General features: G+C 69.6%; 17 protein-coding genes. 4 read left to right on the forward strand and 13 right to left on the reverse strand.

Annotation, left to right across the window (positions count from 1 at the left end; translation table 11 throughout):
- Positions 1 to 3: 3 nt before the first annotated feature.
- The 4 genes from pelA to AC3A5K_RS11075 all read right to left on the reverse strand — a co-directional run bounded on the left by pelA (position 4) and on the right by AC3A5K_RS11075 (position 8,261).
- Positions 4 to 1,071: a pectate lyase gene (pelA, locus tag AC3A5K_RS11060; protein ID WP_487617571.1), complete on the reverse strand. Its 1,068-nt coding sequence runs from the start codon at positions 1,069 to 1,071 to the stop codon at positions 4 to 6.
- Complete coding sequence (locus AC3A5K_RS11065; protein WP_487617572.1) at positions 1,068 to 1,988, reverse strand: pectinesterase family protein; 921 nt, start codon at positions 1,986 to 1,988, stop codon at positions 1,068 to 1,070. Before AC3A5K_RS11065 ends, pelA begins: the two co-directional genes overlap by 4 nt.
- Before the next feature lie 55 nt (positions 1,989 to 2,043).
- Positions 2,044 to 5,202: a TonB-dependent receptor gene (locus AC3A5K_RS11070; RefSeq protein WP_487617573.1), complete on the reverse strand. Its 3,159-nt coding sequence runs from the start codon at positions 5,200 to 5,202 to the stop codon at positions 2,044 to 2,046.
- A 272-nt stretch (positions 5,203 to 5,474) separates the two neighbouring features.
- Positions 5,475 to 8,261, reverse strand: a complete 2,787-nt coding sequence (locus AC3A5K_RS11075; RefSeq protein WP_487617574.1) for a TonB-dependent receptor — start codon at positions 8,259 to 8,261, stop codon at positions 5,475 to 5,477.
- A 198-nt stretch (positions 8,262 to 8,459) separates the two neighbouring features.
- Between AC3A5K_RS11075 and AC3A5K_RS11080 the strand changes: the two genes are divergently transcribed.
- Positions 8,460 to 9,485: a sugar kinase gene (locus tag AC3A5K_RS11080; protein WP_487617575.1), complete on the forward strand. Its 1,026-nt coding sequence runs from the start codon at positions 8,460 to 8,462 to the stop codon at positions 9,483 to 9,485.
- Positions 9,486 to 9,571: 86 nt separating this feature from the next.
- On the opposite strand, the gene sppA is transcribed toward AC3A5K_RS11080, so the two are convergent.
- Both sppA and AC3A5K_RS11090 read right to left on the reverse strand, forming a co-directional pair.
- On the reverse strand, positions 9,572 to 11,467 hold the full coding sequence (gene sppA / locus AC3A5K_RS11085) for a signal peptide peptidase SppA (RefSeq protein ID WP_487617576.1): 1,896 nt from the start codon (positions 11,465 to 11,467) through the stop codon (positions 9,572 to 9,574).
- 156 nt (positions 11,468 to 11,623) lie between these two features.
- Positions 11,624 to 13,012 (reverse strand): MATE family efflux transporter, encoded by a 1,389-nt coding sequence (locus AC3A5K_RS11090; RefSeq protein ID WP_487617577.1) that lies wholly within the window; start codon positions 13,010 to 13,012, stop codon positions 11,624 to 11,626.
- 144 nt (positions 13,013 to 13,156) lie between these two features.
- On the opposite strand from AC3A5K_RS11090, the gene AC3A5K_RS11095 reads away from it, so the two are divergent.
- Complete coding sequence (locus AC3A5K_RS11095; RefSeq protein ID WP_487617578.1) at positions 13,157 to 14,362, forward strand: DUF3667 domain-containing protein; 1,206 nt, start codon at positions 13,157 to 13,159, stop codon at positions 14,360 to 14,362.
- Between the two features lie 39 nt (positions 14,363 to 14,401).
- Here the strand turns inward: AC3A5K_RS11095 and AC3A5K_RS11100 are convergent, their stop codons facing one another.
- The 3 genes from AC3A5K_RS11100 to AC3A5K_RS11110 all read right to left on the reverse strand — a co-directional run bounded on the left by AC3A5K_RS11100 (position 14,402) and on the right by AC3A5K_RS11110 (position 16,297).
- Positions 14,402 to 15,031 carry a DUF3106 domain-containing protein gene (locus AC3A5K_RS11100; protein ID WP_487617579.1) on the reverse strand — a complete coding sequence of 210 codons (630 nt, stop codon included), beginning with the start codon at positions 15,029 to 15,031 and terminating at the stop codon, positions 14,402 to 14,404.
- Entirely contained in the window at positions 15,018 to 15,926 is a 909-nt protein-coding gene (locus AC3A5K_RS11105) for an RNA polymerase sigma factor sigma-70 region 4 domain-containing protein (protein WP_487617580.1), read from the reverse strand. Before AC3A5K_RS11105 ends, AC3A5K_RS11100 begins: the two co-directional genes overlap by 14 nt.
- Positions 15,927 to 16,138: 212 nt before the next feature.
- Positions 16,139 to 16,297: a hypothetical protein gene (locus AC3A5K_RS11110; RefSeq protein WP_487617581.1), complete on the reverse strand. Its 159-nt coding sequence runs from the start codon at positions 16,295 to 16,297 to the stop codon at positions 16,139 to 16,141.
- A gap of 147 nt (positions 16,298 to 16,444) precedes the next feature.
- Here AC3A5K_RS11110 and AC3A5K_RS11115 point away from each other — a divergent pair, with 147 nt between their 5' ends.
- A complete protein-coding gene (locus AC3A5K_RS11115; protein WP_487617582.1) occupies positions 16,445 to 18,679 on the forward strand; it encodes a primosomal protein N' in 2,235 nt (744 codons plus the stop codon).
- 59 nt (positions 18,680 to 18,738) lie between these two features.
- On the opposite strand, the gene AC3A5K_RS11120 is transcribed toward AC3A5K_RS11115, so the two are convergent.
- The 4 genes from AC3A5K_RS11120 to pssA form a co-directional block, all read right to left on the reverse strand.
- A complete protein-coding gene (locus tag AC3A5K_RS11120; RefSeq protein WP_487617583.1) occupies positions 18,739 to 19,506 on the reverse strand; it encodes an NYN domain-containing protein in 768 nt (255 codons plus the stop codon).
- A gap of 70 nt (positions 19,507 to 19,576) precedes the next feature.
- Positions 19,577 to 20,062, reverse strand: a complete 486-nt coding sequence (gene rimI / locus AC3A5K_RS11125) for a ribosomal protein S18-alanine N-acetyltransferase (protein WP_487617584.1) — start codon at positions 20,060 to 20,062, stop codon at positions 19,577 to 19,579.
- A gap of 3 nt (positions 20,063 to 20,065) precedes the next feature.
- Positions 20,066 to 20,314 (reverse strand): hypothetical protein, encoded by a 249-nt coding sequence (locus AC3A5K_RS11130; protein WP_487617585.1) that lies wholly within the window; start codon positions 20,312 to 20,314, stop codon positions 20,066 to 20,068.
- The gene (gene pssA / locus AC3A5K_RS11135; RefSeq protein WP_487617586.1) at positions 20,311 to 21,084 is read right to left on the reverse strand and encodes a CDP-diacylglycerol--serine O-phosphatidyltransferase; all 774 of its coding nucleotides are present in this window, start codon (positions 21,082 to 21,084) and stop codon (positions 20,311 to 20,313) included. The genes AC3A5K_RS11130 and pssA overlap by 4 nt, the downstream gene beginning before the upstream one ends.
- Before the next feature lie 102 nt (positions 21,085 to 21,186).
- Here pssA and AC3A5K_RS11140 point away from each other — a divergent pair, with 102 nt between their 5' ends.
- Positions 21,187 to 21,594, forward strand: a complete 408-nt coding sequence (locus AC3A5K_RS11140; protein ID WP_487617587.1) for a DUF4124 domain-containing protein — start codon at positions 21,187 to 21,189, stop codon at positions 21,592 to 21,594.
- Positions 21,595 to 21,647: the final 53 nt, after the last annotated feature.

A 21,647-nucleotide genomic window follows, 5' to 3' on the forward strand; every position in this document is an offset into this window, starting at 1 on the left:
CGCTCAACGCACGGCGTGTGAAGGTGTGGGCGGCAGACCGTGGCGCGTACGCCACGCCGGCAGGTCGCGCTCGAGCAGGCGCTGCGGCCAGATGCCGTACCAGGCATAGCCGTCGCGTCGCTCGCGCGACATCGCATCCAGCGTCGGCACGATCACGCCGCCGCGGTCGACCAGCAGCGGCTGCTGGTGTTCCAGATCGTAGAAGCGCGCCCACAGCGTGGCGCCGGGCTGCGCCAGCAGGCGCGCGCCCGCGGTCTCGCCGCGTCCGCTGCGCTCGAAGGCGATGTCGGGCAGGCCGTGCGCACGGAACCAGATTTCGGCCGCATCGACCGCCGCGACCACGCGCGGCGACGGCGCGGGCTGGCGCAGCAGCAGGCGCACGATCGACACCGATTCCGCACTCGCCAGCGAGGCCAGCTCGTAGCTGCGCGCGGTCGCCGGCTGCAGGCTGTCCTGGTCGTACTGCGCGGCCCAGATCGTCGGCACCCCGTCGATGCGGACCTGCAGCTCGAGGATCAGTGCGAGTGCGCGCTCGACCGCCGCCTCGGCCTGCGCGCCACGATCGGGCGTCAGCGCCGACAGCGCGCCTTCGCCTTCGGCGATGTCCTGCAGCAGATCGACGACCCGGACGATCGCATCGTCGTTGAACGTCACCTGCGCGCGGTAGCCGGAGCGATCGGGATGGAACTGCGGCCAGCCGCCGTTGGCGTACTGCGCAGCGAGCAGATAGTCGACGCCGCGGCGCGCGGCATCGAGATAGGCCGGGTTGCCGGTCGTCGACGCGGCCTCGGCGAGGTGGCGGATCTCGCGCGTGGTCGCGTGGTTGTCGATCGTCGCATCGTCGGCGCGATCGGGCGCGTCGAGTGCCGCGCGCGTGGCGGTGTCGAACGGGACGTCGTAATCGACCGCACGCCCGTCGACGTGCTTGGGCCATCCGCCGGATGCGGTCTGCACGGCCAGCATGCGATCGGCGACCGCGTCATGACGGTCCGGGACGACATCCGCTGCCGACGCGCGCACCGCTGCGCCACAGAACAGCCACAGGAGGGTGAACGCGACGATCCGGATCATTCGAACGGACTCCAGGTGCCGAACAGGGTGGCGGGCATTGGAACATCGGGATGGACGTGTCGCCATGACACGCGACCGGATTCGACGCTGCCCGGGCCGGTGTTGCCGGATTCGCCGAAGCGCGCGGTGGCGTGGTGTTCGGGCTTGCCCCAGTCATGCCAGCCCGCGTCCGGCACAGGCGCATCGAAGCGGCAGCCGGCGAACAACACGGCCGCATGCGGTCGCCACGGGCGTCCCAGATAGACCCGCGACACACCGGGCGCGGCCGTCAGGCTGCAGTCGCGGAACACGAAACCGTAGGCCTGCCCGTCGGGCGTGGAGGCGGCCGTGACGTAGCCATCGCCCACCGAATGCAGGGTGCAGCCTTCGAACAGGGCAGTGGCCGCGCCGAACACGTAGTCGACTGTGCCTTCGATGCGGCAGTCGCGGAACCAGGCCAGCGTGCCCGCCTTGCGCAGGTAGAGCGTGTCCTGGTGACCGCGCAGATGCACATCGCGGAATGCCGCGCGGGTGCCGTCGACCACTAGGGCGACCGCCTGCCCCACCGGGCCGGCGTCGTTGGCGATCGTCAGCGATTCGGCCGTGAAATCGTCGGCGCGCACGAACATCGTCGCCGAGCCATAGGTCCCGAACGGCTGTCCCGTCGCGGGGTCGATACGTGATGCGAAATGGTCGTTGACCAGATGGGTGGCACTGGCACCGGCGCCTTCCAGCGTCAGCGGCGGTGCATGCGGCGCCACGTCGACGACGCCGCGCCAGGTGCCCGCGGCAATCCGGATCCGCGCCGGCGCGCCGGTGTCGATCGCGGCATCGATGGCCGACTGCACGTCGCTGTAGCCACGTCCATCGCCGACTTCGAACACGCGCTCGCCGGCATGGGCCGCACTGCCGCAGACCGCCAGCAGCGCGAGCGACAAGACACGCCCCCACGACCACCGCCGGAGCGGCGGCCGCGGGTGACGTGGGGAGGCATCAGAAGCTGTAACGCGCACCGACGTAGTACTGGCGACCGGTCACGGTGTAACGGTCGGGCAGCATCAGGTCCGAATCCACGTAACGGCGATCCGGGGTGTCGAGCAGGTTGATGGCTTCGAAGGTCAGGCTGAGCTTGTCGTTGACCTTGTACGAGGTGTTGAAGTCGACGTTGCGCACGCTGTGCTTGCCGGTGACGTCGGCGGTACCGAACTGGTTGCCGTCCAGGTCCCAGACGTTCTCGCGGCTCAGCACTTCGCCGATGTAGCCGTCGCGGTAGCTGGTGGAGACGCGGGCGCTGAAGCGGCCGTCGTCGTAGTACAGCGTGGCGTTGTACGAGTTCGGCGACAGGTTCACCAGCTGGTTGTCGGTGACCTCGGTGACAATCGCGGTGTTGTTGCTGGCCGATGTGCTGAACAGGTACTCGATGTCGGAATCGACATGCGTGTAGTTCATCTGCACGCCGAAGTTGCTCCAGAAGCCCGACAGGAAGGTGAAGGGCTGCTGGTAGGTCAGCTCCCAGCCCTTCAGCGGACCACCGGGGGTGTTGTAGTAGCTCTGCACGTTGAACACCGTGTCGGGCGTGAAGCCCGGCGGCAGCAGGTCGAGCGAATAGCCCATGTCCGACCAGGTGCTCAGCAGGCGCGTGCGCTGCACATAGCTGTCGATGTCCTTGTAGAACACCGCCGCCGACAGCAGGCCGCCCTCGCTGAAGTACCACTCGGCGCTGAGGTCGTAGTTGGTCGAACGGAACGGATCGAGCTTCGGATTGCCGAGGTTGATTGAGTAAAAGCGGCCGTCGTCGAAGAAGTTGGTCGGACCGCCGCTGACCGACGGCGACATGTAGGCCAGCGTTGGACGCGCCATGGTCTTCGCCGCGCCGAAGCGCAGGATGACGTTCTCGGCGATGTCCCACGACAGGTTGAGCGACGGCAGCACGTCGGTGTAGCTGTGGCCGACCGAGGTGCCCACGACGAAGCGGTCGCCCGCTTCGGAGGTCGCATTCGCGACGCCGAACACCGACGTGCAGTTGGCCTCGCCGCCGGTCGGGCACGGGGCCCAGCCATTGGCTTCGATCTGCGTCTTGACCAGACGCGCGCCGACATTGCCGCGCAGCGCGCGACCCATCAGGTCGGTGTTGAAGTCGAGCTGCGCGTAGGTGGCCAGGCTGCGCTCGGTCACGTCGAAGTTGTTGTTCGACGCGCCGAAGTGACCGACGCCAGCCAGCCGGTAATCACCACCCGGCACGCCGCTGTCGGCGTTGGCGTAGATGTTCAGGGCTTCGGCGATGCGGTCGAAATCGGGGATCAGCCAGCCCGTCGGCATGCTGCCCGACAGGTTGCTGCCGAAGCCGTCCAGCGTGGTGCTCAGATCGCCCAGCGAAACGCCGGCCGGCAGCGCCTGCGGCAGGCGGCCGTAGCTGATGTGGCGGTATTCCTCGCTGCGCATCTCGTAGTCCTTCCACGCCAGACCGGTGCGGAAGGTCACGCTCGGATTGATGTCGAAGGCCAGGTCCACCTTGGCGGTGTCGAACGCATTGCGCACGTAGCTCGGGTTGAGGCGCACTTCGCTGATGTTGGCGCCGCGCGCGGTGCCGTTGCTGTTGACCGGCACTGCACCGTAGCCCCGCCACTGCCAGGCATCCGGGCTGCTGGGATCGAAGGGGAAGGTCATGCTCGGCATCTCGGGGTCGTCGCGCAGGTCGAGCACGAAACCGTCGAGGTTGGCGTTGTCGAAGCTCACCATCGAGAACACCGGACGCGCGTAATCCGACTGCGAGGTGCCCACGGTCGCGTCCAGGCGCACGGCATCATTGAAGGCGTGTTCGAGTTGCACGCTGAACTGCTTGAACTCGGTCGACTCCTCGATCTGGCTGGACTCGGTGCGGAAGTCGACGTTGTCGAACACGCCGTACTGCAGGCGATTGCGCGCGTCCACCTGGGCCTCGCGCACGACGATCTGGGTCTTGCCGCCGAGGTTGGCGGTGCGATGCAGGTTGGCGCCCAGCGAATCCTCGCGCTGGTCCTTCTCGAGCTTCGAGTACAGCGCATCGACGCTCAGCAGGGTGTCGTCGCTGATGCGGAACTGGAAGGCACCGGTGACGCCCAGGCGCTCGATGTCGTGCTGGGTGCGGATGTAGCGCGGATAGCGCGGCAGCCACGCATTGGTCGCGGTCTCGTAGGCGGCGATGTTCTCGGGCGTCGCGGCCGGGCGCGGCAGGCCGGTGCCGCAATTGGCGGCATTGATGCCGTAGCTGCCCCAGCCGTTGTTGCGGTCCTGGTTGGCCTGACTGCCGACACCGGCCGCCGTCTCGTTGGACAGCGGATTGCGCGGGGTCTGCGGGTTGTAGCCGGCCGGCGAGCAGAAACCGTAGGTGCCGTTGTTGTTGGCGTTCGACTGGTTCGAGTTGCGGTGGTTGCCGTGCTCCCAGCGAACCGGGTTGTAGCCTTCCTCGAAGACGGTGCGCTGGCTGTAGGACGCCGACAGCAGCGCGCCGATGCGGCCGTCGGCCCAGGTGTTGCTGATCAGGCCGGAGACGCGCGGATCGGTTTCTTCCGACAGCTCGCTGTAGCCGAGCTGGCCGCTGGCCGAAGCGCGGAAACCGTCGAAATCGAAGGGACGCGAGCCGCGCAGATCCACCGTCGAGCCCAGCGAACCTTCGTCCATCTGCGCCGACTGGGTCTTGCTGACCTTGACCTGGCTGAAGAGCTCGGAGGCGAAGGTGTTGAAATCGAAGCCGCGCGAGCGGTTGACGCCGGCACTGCCGCTGCCGGCGGTCGCCAGCGCTTCGAGGCCGTTGAGGCGCACGCGGGTGAAGTCGGAGCCCAGGCCGCGCACCGAGATGCGCTGGCCTTCGCCGCCTTCGCGATCGATCGAGATACCGGCGATGCGCTGCAGCGATTCGGCCAGGTTCTGGTCCGGGAACTTGCCGATGTCCTCGGCGAAGATCGCGTCGACCTGCTCCACGCTGTAGCGCTTCTCGTCGAGCGACTTCTGCAGGCTCTCGCGGTAGCCGGTCACGGTCACGGCGGCCATGTCGGACACGCGGGTGTCGTCGGTCTGGGCCTGCTGGGCAAGCGCGGGCTGGGTGAGCGCGATGGCGATACCGACGGCGAGCAAGGTAACCGGTGTCTTCCGGGCCTGGGACATGCGATCCATGGGATTTCCCCTCCTGGTTGGATCATTGACGCGAAATGCGCGAAGCCGGAAAGCGGGTCCGCGACACCACCGAATGACACCGATGGTCAAAGTGGCGCGTAACGTAACAGTCACATCTGCGCGGGGCATCTTGCAGCGCAACACGCACAGACCGGTTCGCGTGCTGCAAAGCTCGAAATGCGGGGCCATTCGCACGGTTCGAAAGCCGCAAAACGCAGAACGCCGGAGCGGTTGCCCGCTCCGGCGTTGCCGGTGATCCCTGGAGAGAAGGATCAGAACTTGTAGCGCACACCCAGCAGGTACTGGCGACCGGTCTCGCTGTAATCCAGCGGCAGCCGCGAGTTGGCGCCGACCCACGACTCGGACGGCTCGTTGGTCAGGTTGATGCCTTCCAGGCTCAGTTCGATCTGCTCGCTGATGCGATAGCGCAGCGACGCATCGATCGTCGTCGTGCCGTTCTGGCCGTGCACGTCTTCGGTGAAACCCTGCTCGGTGCCGGGCACCTGCAGCAGGTAATCATCACGATTGGTCGCCGAGACGCGGCCGGAGAACGCGGTGCCCTCGTAGTACAGCGTCGCGTTCCATGCGTGCTTGGACAGGCCCACCAGATCGGTTTCGAGCGAGCTCGCACCCGACGGCAGGACATACTGGATCTGCGAGTCGACGTAGGTGTAGTTGAGCTGCGCGCCGAAGTTGCTCCAAGCGCCCGGCAGGAAGGTGAAGGGCTGGGTGTAGTTGGCCTCGAAGCCCTTCAGTTCGCCACCCGGCGTATTGAGCGGAACGCTGAAGACGAAGTCGTCGTTGACCGTTGCGCCGGTGCCGTCGAGGAGGCTGGCCGGCAGACCGCTGGAGGCATAGCTGCGGACCTCGCGCGTGGTCTGGACGAAGGTGTCGATGTCCTTCCAGAACAGGCCGAGACCGAGCATTGCGCCTTCGTCGAAGTACCACTCGAAGCCGAGGTCGACGGTGTTGGCGCGGATCGGATCCAGGGTCGGGTTGCCGCCGCTGACGGTACGCGCGCCGCCGCTGACGTTGACCGTGACGCCCGGCGTCAGGAAGCCCAGACCGGGACGCGACATCACCTTGGCCGCGCCCAGACGCACCAGGAAATCAGGCGTGATCTCGGCAACGAGGTTCATCGACGGCAGCGTGTCGCTGTACTCGCGCGTCACGGTCGAAACGACCGGGGCGCCGCTGGCCGTGGCCGTACCGGTCGACGACTGCTCGGTCCGCACATAGCGCACGCCGAAGTTGCCCGAGAACGGAATCGAGCCGAGGTCGGTCGAGAACTCGCCCTGCAGATAGACGCCGCGATCCTTCTCTTCGACACTGCGGCTGTTGACCGCGCGCTCGCTGACTGCGAACGCACCCTGTCCGCTATAGATGTCGTAGAAATCCACGAGACCCTGATAGCTCGGGATCACCCAGGAGCCGGGCGAACCGTCGATGCCGCTGAGGTTGGCCTGGCCGGTCAGATCGACCGGCACGATGCGGCTGCCACCGGCGAAGGTGGGCACACCGGTCAGGCCTTCGGTCGAGCGACGCAGTTCGCGGGTGCTGAACGTGTAGTCCTTCGCCTGCACACCACCCTTGAGGCGGAAGCCCGGGCTGATGTTCCAGTTGAAATCCAGCTGGGCGGTGTCGAACGAGTTCTCGACGTACTGCGGCCGGATCCGGATCTCGGCCAGCGTCCAGCCGGTGGGATCGGTCGGATCGATGCCGTAGTCGAGCACCGGCTTGTAGCGATCGCCCCGGTAGTCGTAGCTGTAACCAGAGACGTTGTTCTTGTCCATGATCATCGTGGTCTGGATCGGGTTCTCGTGCTCCGACTTGGACGTGCCGATCTTGCCCGAGATGGTGAAGTCGTCGGTGACGTCGAACTTGCCGTCCAGCGTCAGCTGCGTGAACACCGTATTCCATTCGTCGTGGCGGCTTTCCGAGCGGAGATCGACGTTGTCGAACTCGCCGTAGACCAGGGCGCCGTTGCTGTCCACGACACCGTCGCGCACGATCGTCTGCGGCTTGCCGGTGCCGCTGCGGCTGAAGGAAATGGCTTCGATGTACTTCTCGTCGCGAACGGCGTCGATCTTGGAGTACAGACCGTCGAGCGAGAACTCCATGCGATCGGTCGGCTTGAACTGCAGCGACGCGGTGACGCCGGTGCGCTTCTGCTCGTGCTCCATCAGCGTGTAGCGCGGGAAACGCGGGTGGAACGTGTTGGCGGACAGCGCCGGCGTGAACGGCGAGTTCGGCGCGAAGCCGCCGTTGCTCGGTCCGTTCGCCCAGCGGCCGGTGCCGCTGCCTTCTTCCAGCGCCTGACGCTCGCTGTAGGCGACCGACACCAGCGCTCCGAAGCGGCCGTCTGCCCAGGTATTGGCGAGCAGGCCGGCCACACGCGGATCGGCCTTTCCGGCCATGTCGCTGTAGCTCGCCTGCCCGCTGCCGACGATGGTCAGGCCGTCGTAGTCGAACGGACGCGCGGTGCGCAGGTCGACGGTCGCACCGAGCGAGCCTTCTTCGACCTCGGCCGATGCGGTCTTGCGCACGATCAGCTGCGAGAACAGGTCGGACGCGAACACGTTGAAATCGAAACCGCGGCCACGATTGGAACCGCCACTCTGGTCGGACGCGCCGACGGTGGTTAGCGCCTCCATGCCGTTGATGCGCACGCGGGTGAAATCGGGGCCGAGACCACGCACCGAGATCGCGCGGCCTTCACCGGCGTCACGGGTGATCACCACACCCGGAATACGCTGCAGCGATTCGGCCAGGTTGAGATCCGGGAACTTGCCGATGTCCTCGGCGACGACCGCGTCGACCACGCCGGCTTCGCCGCGCTTGATGTCCAACGCCTTCTCGACACTGGCGCGGTAACCGACCACGCGCACGGTATCGAGCTCCTGCGCCTGGCCTGCCGGAACCGAAGCGGCCTGGTCGGCATTGACCGGCGTACTCGCGGTCTGCGCGAACGCGGGCACCGCGGCGACCTGCAGCGCGAACGCGATGCTGGCGGCCAGGACGGTAACCGGTGTCTTTTTGCTACGGAGCAACTGCGTCATCTCTTCCCCTCCCAGGGTGCGGAGCTCATGGTGTGGCGCGTCTTGACTGCGAGGGCGCGCTTGCTAAGGTGGCCGCCGGTGCCCGGAATGACACCGCGGGCCAAACGCTAGCAGATGGTCTTCGGGGAAGCATGCTGCGGCGCGACAGACTTTCAACGCCGCCTCGATCCGCGGCACGACGCGAGGGGTGGTTCGGCGATGGGTAAACGCATTCTCTGTTTCGGCGAGCTGTTGCTGCGCCTGGGGGCGCCCGGGCGCGAGCTGCTGCTGCAGTCACGCCAGCTGCAGGTCCACGTGGGCGGCGCGGAGGCCAATGTCGCGGTGTCGCTGGCCCGCTTCGGGCACGACAGTGCGGTGGCCGGCACGGTGGCCGACAACGCATTGGGCGAGGCCGCGCTGGGCGAACTCCGCCGGCACGGCGTGGATGTCACGCGCGTGCAGCGCGTGGGCGGGCGCATGGGGCTGTACTTCCTGGCCACCGGCGCGGGCGTGCGCCCGAGCGATGTGGTCTATGACCGCGCGGATTCGGCCTTCGCCCGTGCCGACGCCGCCGCTTACGACTGGCCTGCCCTGCTCGACGGGATCGATTGCCTGCACGTGTCCGGCGTGACACCCGCGGTCGGCGCCAACAGCGCCGAGGCGGCGACCCAGGCGGTCCGCGCCGCACGCAAGGCCGGCACGCTGGTGTCGTTCGACGGCAACTTCCGTCCGAAGCTGTGGGCGACCTGGAACGACCAGCCCGCGCCACTGCTGCGTGCGCTGCTGGCCGAGGCCGATATCGCCTTCATCGACCATCGTGACGTGGATCTGGTTCTCGGCGCCGCCGCGCCGACGGCATCGGGCACGTCGGCCGAACGCACGCTGGCCGCCGCGACGCGCGCCTTCGAGGCATTCCCGCATCTGCAGCGCATCGCCTGCACGCAGCGCGACGTGCGCAGCGTCGACGCGCATACGCTGGGCGCCCTGCTGGTGCATCGCGACGGCGCCGTGCATCGCATCAAGCCGCAGCCGGTCGACGGCATCGTCGATCGCATCGGCGGCGGCGATGCGTTCACTGCCGGCGTGCTGCACGGCGTGCTGACCGGCATGGACGATGCCCGCGCACTGGCCTTCGGTCTTGCCGCCGCGCGGCTCAAGCACAGCGTGCCGGGCGACTTCAATCTGGTCGGCGTCGACGATGTGAGCGCGCTGGTCGACAGCGGGCGTCTGGACGTCAAACGCTGAGCGGACGCGCCGCGTCGCCGGCGCACCCATGAAACGGAACGGCCCGCCAATTGGCGGGCCATTCGCGTTTCAGATGCGTCGCGGACTCAGAGTTCGCAGAAGCAGTACGCGACCGACTTGACCGGACGGCCGGGCACCGGCGTCATCACGCTTTCCAGCAGGCGCAGGTCCTGTTCGGCACGCGGCGCGGCACGGGCCAGCAGGCCACGCGCCAGATCGCTGTGACCGACCAGCAAGCCACCCGCGCGGCTGCCGATGAAGCCGCTGAGCAGACGTCCGAACGGCGTCGCGCTCTTTTCGACATAGCGCACGCGGAAGCCGTCGGCCTCCATCCCGCCGAGTTCGGCAGCCTTGGCGATCGCCGTGCGCAGACCGCCGAGTTCGTCGACCAGACCACGATCGAGCGCCTGGGTGCCGCTCCACACGCGACCGCGCGCGACGGTGTCGATCTCGTCGGCGCTGCGGCCACGCGCCTCGCCGACCTTGCCGATGAAGTTGGCGTAGCCGCGATCGATGATCGCCTGGATCGCCTGACCCGCCTCGGGCTGCAGCTCACGCGTCAGGTCGAATGCACCCGCGAACGGCGTGGTGCCGACACCGTCGGTGCGCACGCCGATCTTCTCCAGCGTGCGCGGGAAGGTCGGCACCAGCGCGAAGATGCCGATCGATCCGGTGATCGTCGACGCATCGGCATAGATGCGATCGGCGTTCATCGAGATCCAGTAACCGCCCGACGCGGCGACATCGCCCATCGACACGACCACCGGTTTGCCGGCGGCCTTGAGCGCATCGACCTCGCGGCGGATCTGCTCGGACGCGAACACTTCGCCGCCGCCCGAATCCACGCGCAGCACCACCGACTTCACGTGCTCGCTCTCGCGCGCCTCGCGCAGCAGCGCCGACGTCGATTCGCCGCCGATCGTGCCCGGCGGCTGATCGCCACCGGTGATACCGCCTTCGGCGACCACTACGGCCACCTGGTCGCCGCGATCGGCCGCGCCGGCCTTGGGTTCCACGTGCGCCAGGAAGCCGCGCATCGAGATCTGGCGGAACCCGCCCTCGGCATCGTCGTCTGCGACGCCGCGCTCGACCAGCAGCTGCTCGACCTCCTCGCGGGCCTTGAGCCCGTCGATGAAGCCCTGCGCCATCGCGTACTGGGCCAGGTCGCCCTGGGCGGCCGCGATGCCGGCCGGCAGCGTATCGATGCCGGCATTGATCGCCGCCGGCGTCAAACCACGCGCGGTGGCGATGTCGGCGACATGCCGCTGCCAGATGTCGTTCATCCAGTACAGGTCGGCTTCCTTCGATTCCGCCGAAGCGCCATCGAGGATGTAGGGCTCGGCCGCCGACTTGTACTCGCCCACCTTGAACAGATGCATGTCCACGCCGAGCTTGTCGGCCAGCGCTTCACGGTAGTACTGGCGATAGCCGCTGAGGCCTTCCAGCAGCATGCCGCCTTCGGGATCGAGGTAGACCTCGTCGGCCTGCGCGGCCAGCAGGTACTGCTGCTGTCCGAAGTACTCGCCGAACGCCACGACCTGCTTGCCGGCCGCGCGCACCTCGGCGATCGCATCGCCGACTTCGCGCATCGACGCATAGCCGGAGAACGTCAGCCGGTCGGTGCGCAGCAGCACGCGTTCGATGCGCGCATCGACCTTCGCGGCTTCCAGCGCGCGCAATACGTCGCGCAGCTGCACTTCGCCCACGCCGCCACCGCCGCTCTCGGCCAGCGCGCGCATGAAGGGATCGGTGCGGTACTGCTCGACCAGCGCGCCTTCGGGGGCGATGACCAGCGTGGTGCGCTCGAGCAGCGGCGCCGGTCGCGATCCACCGCCGATGACGGCGATCAGCACGATCACCGCGATCAGGAACAGCAGACCGAAGAACAGCAGGTTGAGGGTCAGCCGACGGATGAAGTTCATCCCGTCCCAGAGGCCGATGAAGACGCGCGCCAGGGGCGCGCGGGGCGGCACAGTACTCATGCTCGATACGACTCCAACAGAAAAGAGATGCAGGCGCCGCGGACCGCTGTCCGCCGCGACCGCCAGGGTCCCGCCCAGGCGGGCAGCCTAACCCGCCGGCGCACGCGGATGCATGCGCCACAGGTCATCGGGACGGCCGGTGCGGGCAGCGCGGGTTCAGGCATCGACCGCATCGGGCGGTGGCAAGGCGGGCACCACCACGCGGCGGCTGCTGCGCAGGAACCGTGCGCCCAGCAGCACGGCGGCGACCGTGAGTCCGGCGATCAGGCCGATCCACATGCCGCGCGGCCCCCAGCCGAGGCCGAGACCGAGACCGGCCCCGAGGCTCATGCCCACGCCCCAGTAGGCCGCGGCCGCCAGATACATCGGCACGCGCGTGTCCTTGAGGCCGCGCAGCGCACCGGCCGACAAGGCCTGGATGCCATCGGGAAACTGGAACGCCGCGGCATACAGCAGCAGCGTGCCGGCCAGGCCGGCAACGGCGGCGTCCTGGGTGTAGATGCGGACCACGTGGTCGTGCCCCAGCAGCAGCAGGATCCCGGAGACCGTCTGCGTGCACAGCACCAGCGCCAGTCCGGCGAAACCGGCGCGGCGCACGCCCTCGCTGCCGAGGCCCTTGCCCAGCGCGTGGCCCACGCGGACCGTGGTCGCTTCGGCCAGGCCGAAGGGAATCATGAAACACAGCGCGGCCACGTTGATCGCGATCTGGTGCGCGGCCGCCTGCACTTCGCCCAGGCGTCCGATCAGCAGCGCGGTGACGACGAATAGGCTGCCCTCCATCGTCACCGTCACCCCGATCGGCAGACCGGTGCGCAGCAGGGCGCGGATCGCCGGCCATTGCGGACGGTCGAAGCGGGTGAACAGCGCATAGGCATCGAACCGGCGCGAGCGCGCGAGATACAGCGCGAACGCCAGCGACTGCATCCACATCATCAGCGCCGAGGCCAGGCCCAGCCCGCCCGCCCCGCCCTCGGGCAGCGGCCCCCAGCCGAACGCCAGCGCATAGCCCATCGGCACCAGCACCAGCAGCCCGCCGAAGCCGAACACCATGGTCGGCATCGTCCAGTGCAGGCCGTCGCTGAGGTAGCGCATGCAGTAGTACAGCGTCAGCGCCGGGACGCCCCAGCGGATGCCGTGCAGGAAGGCGGTGGCGCCGGGCACGATCTCCGGTGCGATCCCGAACGGACCGAGCGCGGCCGCCAGCGCCGTCAGCAGGCCGAACAGCAGCAGGCCCAGCCCGGCGGCCAGCCACAGCGCCTGACGGAACAGCGGCCCGACCTCGGACTGGCGACCGCTGCCGTCGAGCTGCGAGACCGACGGCGGCACGGCCATCAGCGTGCCCATCGGCACCATCATCGGCAGCCAGAAGATCGCGGTGCCCACCGCCACCGCGGCCAGCGTGGTGGTGCCATGGTGGCCGGCGATGACGCTGTCGACGAATCCGATCAGACCGGTGGCGAGATGTCCCAGCACCAGAGGCGCGGACAGGACAGCGGTCCTGCGGACTTCGTGACCGAAGCGCGGAACGGAAGGCGAGGCGGACATGGGCGGCGTCTGCGACTGCGGCCGCGCGAACGAACCGATGCGTGCGCTGGCGCCGGGGCGCGAAGGACCGGTATGGTACGCCGCGCACGCGACGCGCGCCGGGGAGCGCGCGCACGACCTTCGTGATCCGCTTTCGAGCCGCCCATGTCCGACCCTCTGTTACCGGCCCACCCGCCGGCGCCGCCGGCGTCCGTCGCCGCGCATGTCGCGCCTGCCCGATGCGAGAACTGCGAGGCGCCGCTGCAGGGCGAGTACTGCCACGTCTGCGGCCAGTCGACCCACAGCCCGGTGCGCCATGTCGGCCATGCGGTCGAAGAGGTGTTCGAATCGTTCTGGCATCTCGATGGCCGCATCTTCCGTACGCTGCGCGACCTGTTCGTGCCCGGACGCATCGCCACGCGCTATCTCGGCGGTCATCGCGTGCGCTACGTCGCGCCGATGCGGCTGTTCGTGATCCTGACCCTGCTGACGTTCTTCGTCGCCCGGTTCGTCGTGCAGGACGCGATGCAGGATCTCGCGCCCGGGCAGATGGTGCGCACCGACGACGTCGCCAGCCAGTTCGCGCAGGCGCGGACCGTCGGCGACGTGGAGACGATGCGCGACGACGCACTGGCCGGCCTTGCCGAGACGCGGCGCACCGTCGGCGCGCTGCCGGGCGTGTCGCCGCAACTCGACGTCGCCGAAGACGCGGTCCGCGCACAGGCGCGCCAACGCATCGCCGCCCTGGCGCCCGACGCAATGCCCACGGCCGAGATCGCGACCGGGGCAGACGGCGCGCCCGCGGCCGAGAGTTCCACGGCCGGCGCACCGCCCGTCCCCGATGCCGCCAGTGCCGAGACCGAGATCGAAACTGCACGTCGGCCACCGACCATCGGCGGCCCGCTGGGCGAGCGCATCGAGCGCAACCTCAGCCGCCTCAACGACGAACCGCAGATCTACGTGCGCGCCCTGCTGGCGGCAGCGCCGACCGCGCTCTTCATTCTGGTGCCGCTGTTCGCGGTCCTGCTCAAGCTGCTGTACCTGTTCCAGCGCCGGCTGTATCTCGAACACGTCGTGGTCGGCCTCTACAGCCACGCGGCGCTGATGCTGGGTCTGCTGCTGGTGTTCTGCTGCGCCCTGGCCGGCCCGTGGCTGGCGACGCACGCCGCCTGGGCCGCGCGGGCGACCGGCCTGCTGTCGACCCTGCTGCTGTGGGGAATGCCGGTCTATCTGCTGGTGATGCAGAAGCGCGTCTACGGACAGTCCTGGCCGTGGACGGTGTTCAAGTTCCTGGTGATCGGAATGTCGTACTTCGCGCTGTTCCTCAGCGTCGCGGTGCCGATGGCCGGCTACGCGGTCTACGCGATGTAGCGCGACGCATCCGCGCCCGCGCGGATGCGCGTGGGCCGGTCAGGGCGCAACGCGCGCGCGCAGCCACGCGTCGCGGGCATCGGCCGGCACGGCCAGCCATGCGCTGCGCAGCGCTTCGCGCTCATGCGGCGGCGTGCGCTGCGCCAGCACCACCAGATCCGCCCGCGCCTGCGGCGAGGCCGTACGCAGCGCCAGCATGGCGGGCGCGTGCTGCTCGACCGGCATCGCCGCGAACAGGGCGTGCAGTCCGGGCCATTCGGCGCCCAGCGCCGGTCCCAGCCGCCAGCCGCGCTGCAGTCCCAGATCGAGTTGTTCGAACTGCAGGCGCAGCGCCTTGCGTTCGTCTTCCGGCAGAGCGGCGAAATGTTCGGCGGCCTGCTGCAGGCGCATGCGCTCGGCATGCGGCATCGCCTCGACGGCATCGAAGGCCAGCCGTTGCTGGGCGCGTTCCGCGGCCGGTGCTGCGTGCCAGGCCGTCGCCCGCGCGGTCAGCGCCGCGCGCTCGGCGGGGCTCATCGCGTCGAGCCGCGCAGCGCGCGCGGTCAGGCGTTCACGGTCGGCCTCGGGCAGGGTATTCCAGGGCACGCCGGCCGGCAGCGCGAGCGCCGCGCCCGTCAGCAGCCACAGCAGCGTGCCCACGGCCACGCCGCGGCGCTCAGAGATCCGCATCGCTGGTCTCCGGTTCGTCTTCGCCTGCATCGCTGCGCGTTTCCAGGTGGGCGTCGGCGGTCTGGTCCTGCGGCAGTTCCAGCTGCGACGCGAGCCAGGCGTAGAACGCCGGGTCATCGCGCCACGCGGCGCCGTCGTCGGGCGCGGCCAGCAGTTCGAAGTCCGGTTCGGTCAGCAGGGCGATGTCGTCGTCGTAGCGCGCGGCGGGGCCGCCCGATTCGGGCAAGGCCTCGATTCGGATGCGCTCGTCGTCGTCGACGCCGCCGTAGCCGCCGCCCCACCAAGTCCAGCCCAGCGCGGCCAGCATGGCCACCAGCACGGCGGCCATCGCCGGCCACAGCCAGCGGGCGCGGGTGTGCGGGACGGCGTGGAGCCGTTCGGGTTCCGGCGCGGCAGGCGTCGCCAGCGGGAAGCGCCGCGGCGGCAGCACCTCGCCGCGCAGCGCGGCCTCGCGCAGTCCGGCCAGGCGGGCCAGGCGGTCCGGCGGCAGCGCACGGATCTGCGCCTGCACGGTGGCCGCCAGGTCGCGCCAGGCGTCGGCGTCCGGCGTGCCGTCGGTCCGGTGTGGCAATGCACGCTGCAGGCCCAGGCGATAGGTCGCCCGGGACACGCCCAGCACTGCCGCCGCCTCGTGTTCGGGCAGACCGGCGACCAGACGCAGCAGCACGGTGACCCGCGGGCCGCCGGGCAGCGTTTCCAGCCCAGGCAGGCCATCGCCGCCCTCGCCCAGCGCCTGCGGCGCGCGCAGGCCCGGGACCGCGAGCAGCAGGCCCCAGAAACGGCGAGGCCAGTCCGAGAACGCGGTCGTCGGGGCCAGTTCGACGAAACCCGCCATCGCCCGGGCCAGCGCCGCGTCGCCGGTCTCGACATCGCCGCTCTGCCACTGGGCGAACATCGCGGCGCGCCGCTCGATGCCGCGCAGGAAAGCGGCAGCCGCGGACGAGGCGCCGGAAGGGGTGGTCTGGGGAGAAATGCGCGTCGGAACCTGCGGATGGGACGGGGAATCATAGCGGCCCGGCTGCGCCACCCGAGACTTGACAGCAGCGCCTGCAGACGTTCCACAGGCGGATCGGCGGCGGAAGGTTGTTCACAGGGTTCACGATGCTGTCATTTCGCTGAAGTCAACCGGCTGCGGATGCTGCATGACAACAATGTTTCACGGCCAAGCAATTGATCCGTAAGGCATTTGATGCGATGGCACTTTTTTGTCCAACCGACTGTTTTGCCCGCTGAACGCAGCACATCCGAGCGCTTCTGCAACTTCATGCACAGGCTTATCCACAGCTTGTGTGGATAAGCCGGAATCCTTTTGAAACCGGCGACTTGCGGCCGACATGTGTGACGGCGCGCAGCTTTGTGCCGCAAGCGAAAGGCGTGGGCAGCCCGGACGGGACGAACCGCTAGACTGCGCCGGTGTCCGCGCCGTCCGACTCCCTGTCCGTCCTCCAGGTCGCCCTGCCGCTGCCGCTGCCGCAGCTGTTCGACTACCGCGCGCCGCCCGGCTCGCCGCCGCCGGCTGCGGCCGATGTCGGCCGCCGCATCCGGGTGCCGTTCGGTCCACGGGCGCTGGTCGGTGTGGTCGCAGGGGTCGCCCCGGCGGCGGTCGACGGCCCGACGCTGCGCGACGCGACCGAGTGGCTGGACGCCGCGCCCCTGATCCACGGCGAGCTGGACCGCTCGCTGCGCTGGCTCGCGCGCTACACCCACGCGCCGCTGGGCGAAGTGCTGGCCACCGCACTGCCGGCACCGTTGCGCCGCGGCGAGGCCCTGCCCGACACCCACACCTGGGCCTGGCGCCTGACCGGTCCGGGCGCGGACGCCGTGCCGACGCTCAAGGCCGGTGGCCGGCCGCGTCGGCTGGCCGACCTCCTGCTGGCCACGCCGCGCGACGAGGATGCGCTCGACCTGCTGCTCGAAGGCTGGCGCACGGCCGCCCGGACACTGGCCGGCCGCGGCCTGGCCGAGCGCATCGCCCTGCCCGCCTCGCAGCTGGCGCCCGTGCCGCAGCCCGGGCCGACGCCCAATGCCGAACAACAGGCTGCGATCGACGCGGTGACGGCGCAGACCGGGTTCGCCTCGCTGCTGCTCGACGGCGTGACCGGCAGCGGCAAGACCGAGGTCTATCTGCAGGCGATCGCCGCCTGCCTCGCGCGCGGCCGTCAGGCGCTGGTACTGGTGCCGGAGATCGGCCTGACCCCGCAAACGCTGGCGCGGTTCCGCGCGCGTCTCGGCGTGCCGGTGCACGCGCTGCATTCGGGACTGGGGGACAGCGAACGGGCCCGGGTCTGGGCGGCCGCACTGCGTGGCGAGGCGCGCGTGGTCGTGGGCACCCGTTCGGCGGTGTTCCTGCCGTTGCCCGACGCCGGCCTGATCGTCGTCGATGAAGAACACGACGGCAGCTACAAGCAGCAGGACGGCATCCGCTACCACGCCCGCGATTTCGCACTGGTGCGCGGCAAGGCGCTCGACGTGCCGGTGCTGCTGGGCAGTGCGACGCCCTCCCTGGAAAGCCTGCAGAACGCGATCAGCGGTCGCCATGTCCACCTGCGCCTGTCGCGCCGCGCGGGCAATGCGCAGCCGCCCGCGGTGCGCGTGCTGGACGTGCGCAAGCGGCCGCTCGAAGCCGGCCTCGCGCCCGAACTGCTGGGCGCGATCGACGCCGCGCTTGCGGCCGGCGGCCAGGTCCTGGTGTTCAAGAACCGCCGCGGCTACGCGCCCGTGCTGCTGTGCCACGACTGCGGCTGGAGTGCGCACTGCCCGCGCTGCAGTACGCCCGAACGCGGCCATCCGATGACCGTGCACGCCGGCGGCCGGCGCCTGCAGTGCCACCACTGCGGGCATCGGCAGAGCGCGCCCCCGGCCTGTCCCGATTGCGCCGGCCTCGCCCTGCAGCCGCAGGGCGTGGGCACCGAGCGCATCGAGGAACTGCTGGCCACGCGTTTCGCCGACGTGCCGGTGCTGCGCGTGGACCGCGGCAGCACGCGCCGGCGCGATGCGCTGGAACGCCTGTTCGCGGATCTCGGCACGCGGCCCGGCATCCTCATCGGCACGCAGATGCTGGCCAAGGGCCACGACCTGCCCAACCTCACCCTGGTCTGCGTGGTCGGCGTCGACGAGGGCCTGTTCTCGGCCGATTTCCGCGCCGGCGAGAAACTCGCGCAGCTGCTGATCCAGGTCGCCGGCCGTGCCGGCCGCGCCGAGCGCCCGGGCCAGGTGCTGCTGCAGACGCATCACCCCGAGCACCCGCTGCTGCTGACGCTGATCCACGGCGGTTATCACGCCTTCGCGGGCGGCGAACTGGAGCAGCGTCAGGCCGCCGGCTTCCCACCGTTCGCACCCATGGCCCTGCTGCGCGCCGAATCACCGCACGCCGATCCGCCCATGGCCTTTCTGCAGGCGGCGCGGCGGGTGCTGCAGCCGCTGGCCGGTCGCGATGCCGACGGCATGCCCACCCTGATGCTCGACGGCCCGGTGGCCGCACCGATGCCACGCCGCGCCGGTACCTACCGCGCGCAGCTGGTGCTGGCCGCCGACCACCGCGCGCGTCTGCACGGTGTGCTGGATGCGGCGCTGCCCGCGATCCATGCCCTGCCCGAAGCGCGCCGCGCGCGCTGGTCGCTGGATGTGGACCCGGTGGATCTGTATTGAGGCCGGGATTGGGGATTGGGGATTCGAAAAAGCGGAAGCGCGGACGTCGCTCGAGAATGCTAGCGCCGCTTCGCCGAGGATTTTTTCGCGGCGGCTTTCTTCGGCGCCTCGCGGATCTCGACCGCCTGTCCGACCCGGCGCACTTCGAACAGCCCGGTCGCATCGATCAGGGCGCTGAGATTGCGGTAGCCGTAGTTGCGCGCGTCGAACGAGCCCTGGTTGCGGACGTGGCTGCCCACTTCACCCAGATGCGACCAGCCGCCATCGTCGGCGCCCGCGGAGACCGCATTGCGCAGCAGCTGCACGAGTTCGCGATCGGCCTGCAGTTCGGTGCCGGTGCGCGGCTTGATCGTGCCGCCGGTGTCCGCCTCGTCGGCGGCGCGGAGTTTCTCCAGATACAGGAACGTCGAACATGCCTTGACGAACGGCGTCGGCGTTTTCTCCTGCCCGAACCCGTAGACCGCATAGCCGTCGTTGCGCAGGCGCATCACCAGCGGGGTGAAATCCGCATCGCTGGAGACGATGGCGAAGCCGTCGAGATTGCGTGCGTACATCAGGTCCATCGCGTCGATGACCATCGCCATGTCGGATGCGTTCTTGCCGGTGCTGTAGGCGAACTGCTGGATCGGGCGGATCGCATATTCGTGCAGCACCTTCTCCCAGCCGACCAGATGCTGGCTCTTCCAGTTGCCGTAGGCGCGGCGCACGTTGGCGACGCCGTGGCGCGCGACTTCGGCGAGGATCACGTCGATCTTCGCGGCCGGCGCGTTGTCGGCATCGATCAGCAGCGCGATGCGTTTTTCGTTGTCGATGCGGGTGTCGCGCATGGTGGGCACCGTGGCTCGTAAAGCGACAGTCTAGGCAGCCCGGTGTCGACGCGCCGCGTCGAAGGTCGCGTTACGGAAACGCCAGCTCGCGCGCCATGACGATCGCGTCCTCGCGCCCGGCGTGCGCCGGGTAATAGCGCGGACGCCGGCCGATCTCGTTGAACCCCTCGTCGTGGTACAGCGCGATCGCCGCCGGATTCGACGGGCGCACCTCGAGGAACACGCGCGCCGCGCCGTGGCGCTCGGCGTCGTCGATCAGCGCGCGGAACAGATGTCGCCCGTAGCCGCGGCCCTGCGCGGTAGGGTCGACGCAGACGTTGAGCACATGCGCCTCGCCCGCCGCGATGCTCAGCACGCCGTAGCCGAGGATGCCGTCACCGCCGTGCAGCACCCAGGCCGGATAGCTGGCGCGCAGGCAGTCGTCGAAGATGCCCCGCGTCCACGGAAACGGATACGCGCGCAACTCGATCGCCATCACCGTATCCAGATCGGTCGCACGCATCGGCCGCAGCGCGATGCCGACCGCCGGATCGATGCCACCCGTGCGCGCGTACATGTCTCAGCCTGCGCGCAGGCGCCGCAGCCGCGGCCACAGCGCGCGCTTGGCCGCCGCCGCGCGCAGGCCATCCAGCGCGCCCAGGCTGCGGTAGACCGCGAACGCATCCGCGTCGTCGCGGCCGCGCCCGCAGGCCCGCAGCAGCGCATCGAGCAGCGCATCGTCGGGCAGCGTCTGGCCAGGCACCTGCACGCGATAGCGCACGTGCCCCATCGCATCCAGCGCCGCGCACTGCAGCGCGTCCCAGGTCACGACGTCGCTCCGGCCGCGCCCCCGCGCCGACGCATGAGCCACAGCACCGGCCCCGAAGCCGCATAGATCAGTGCAGCGCCGAGCAGGGTCTTGGGCGGATCCACCCACAGCGCGATCAGAATGCCGACCGCCACCACCAGCGCCACGAAGGGCACGCGGTCGGCCTTCGGGCCGGTGCCGCTGCCCTTGAAGCTGGTGTAGCGGACGCGGCTGACCATCAGCAGGCCTGCGACGATCGTCACCGCCAGCGCGGCATAGCGCAGGTCGCCGCCGGACAGGCCCAGCTCGTGACAGGTCCATACGAAGCTCGCCATCAGGCCCGCAGCCGCCGGACTGGCCAGGCCGACGAAATAGCGCTTGTCGACGGTCGCGACCTGGCTGTTGAAACGTGCCAGCCGCAGCGCCGCGCAAGCGGCATACAGAAAGGCGCCGAGCCAGCCGATCTTGCCGAGCGTCGGGCCATCCAGACGCATGTCGATCAGCGACCAGTGGTACATCACCAGCGCCGGCGCCATGCCGAAACTGACGAGATCGGCCAGCGAGTCGTACTGCACACCGAACTCGGTCTGGGTATTGGTCAGCCGCGCGACGCGTCCATCGATGCCATCGAGGACGCCGGCCACGAAGATCGCGATGCACGCGGCGCCGAAGCGGCCCTGCGATGCGGCGATGATCGCGAAGAAGCCTGCGAACAGGCCTCCGGTGGTGAACAGATTCGGCAGCAGATAGATACCGCGTGCGCGGCGCGGCAAGGGATCGGGTTCGCTCATGCCACGAGTGTAGCGCCGCGCGCCGCGCCGGAGGAGCCGCGGTTGCGCCTGCGGCCGGGGGATGCTGGAATCGCGACTCCTGCACGCCCTACCGGATCCGCCATGCGCCGCACCGCTCCCGTCGCCCTCCTCGCGCTGCTGGCCGTCGCGGCGCTTCCGCTGTCCGCCAGCGAGGTCTACAGCTGGAAGGACGCCCGCGGCGTCACCCACTATTCGCAGACACCGCCGCCGGCCGGCACGCGATTCGAAGTACGCAATGTCCGCAACGATGGCGCCGCCGCGGCCGCGACACCGGCCGCTGCGCCTGCAGCGGCAGCGCCGACCACGGCCGCGGCGGATTCGAATGCCGCCAGCCAGTGCGACGTGGCACGCGCGAACATCGCCGCGCTGGAAGACGCCGCGCCGGTGCAGCAGGTGGGCGCCGACGGCACCCCGCGCGAACTCGATGCGCAGGCCCGCAGCGCGCAGCTGGAACTGGCCCGCGCCGCCGCCCGCGCCTACTGCGGCTGAGCCGGCGCGACACCCGCGCGGCCACGGCAGGCCGCGCACGGCCGCGTGGCACA

The organism is Luteimonas sp. Soil_C_5 (assembly GCF_057656615.1).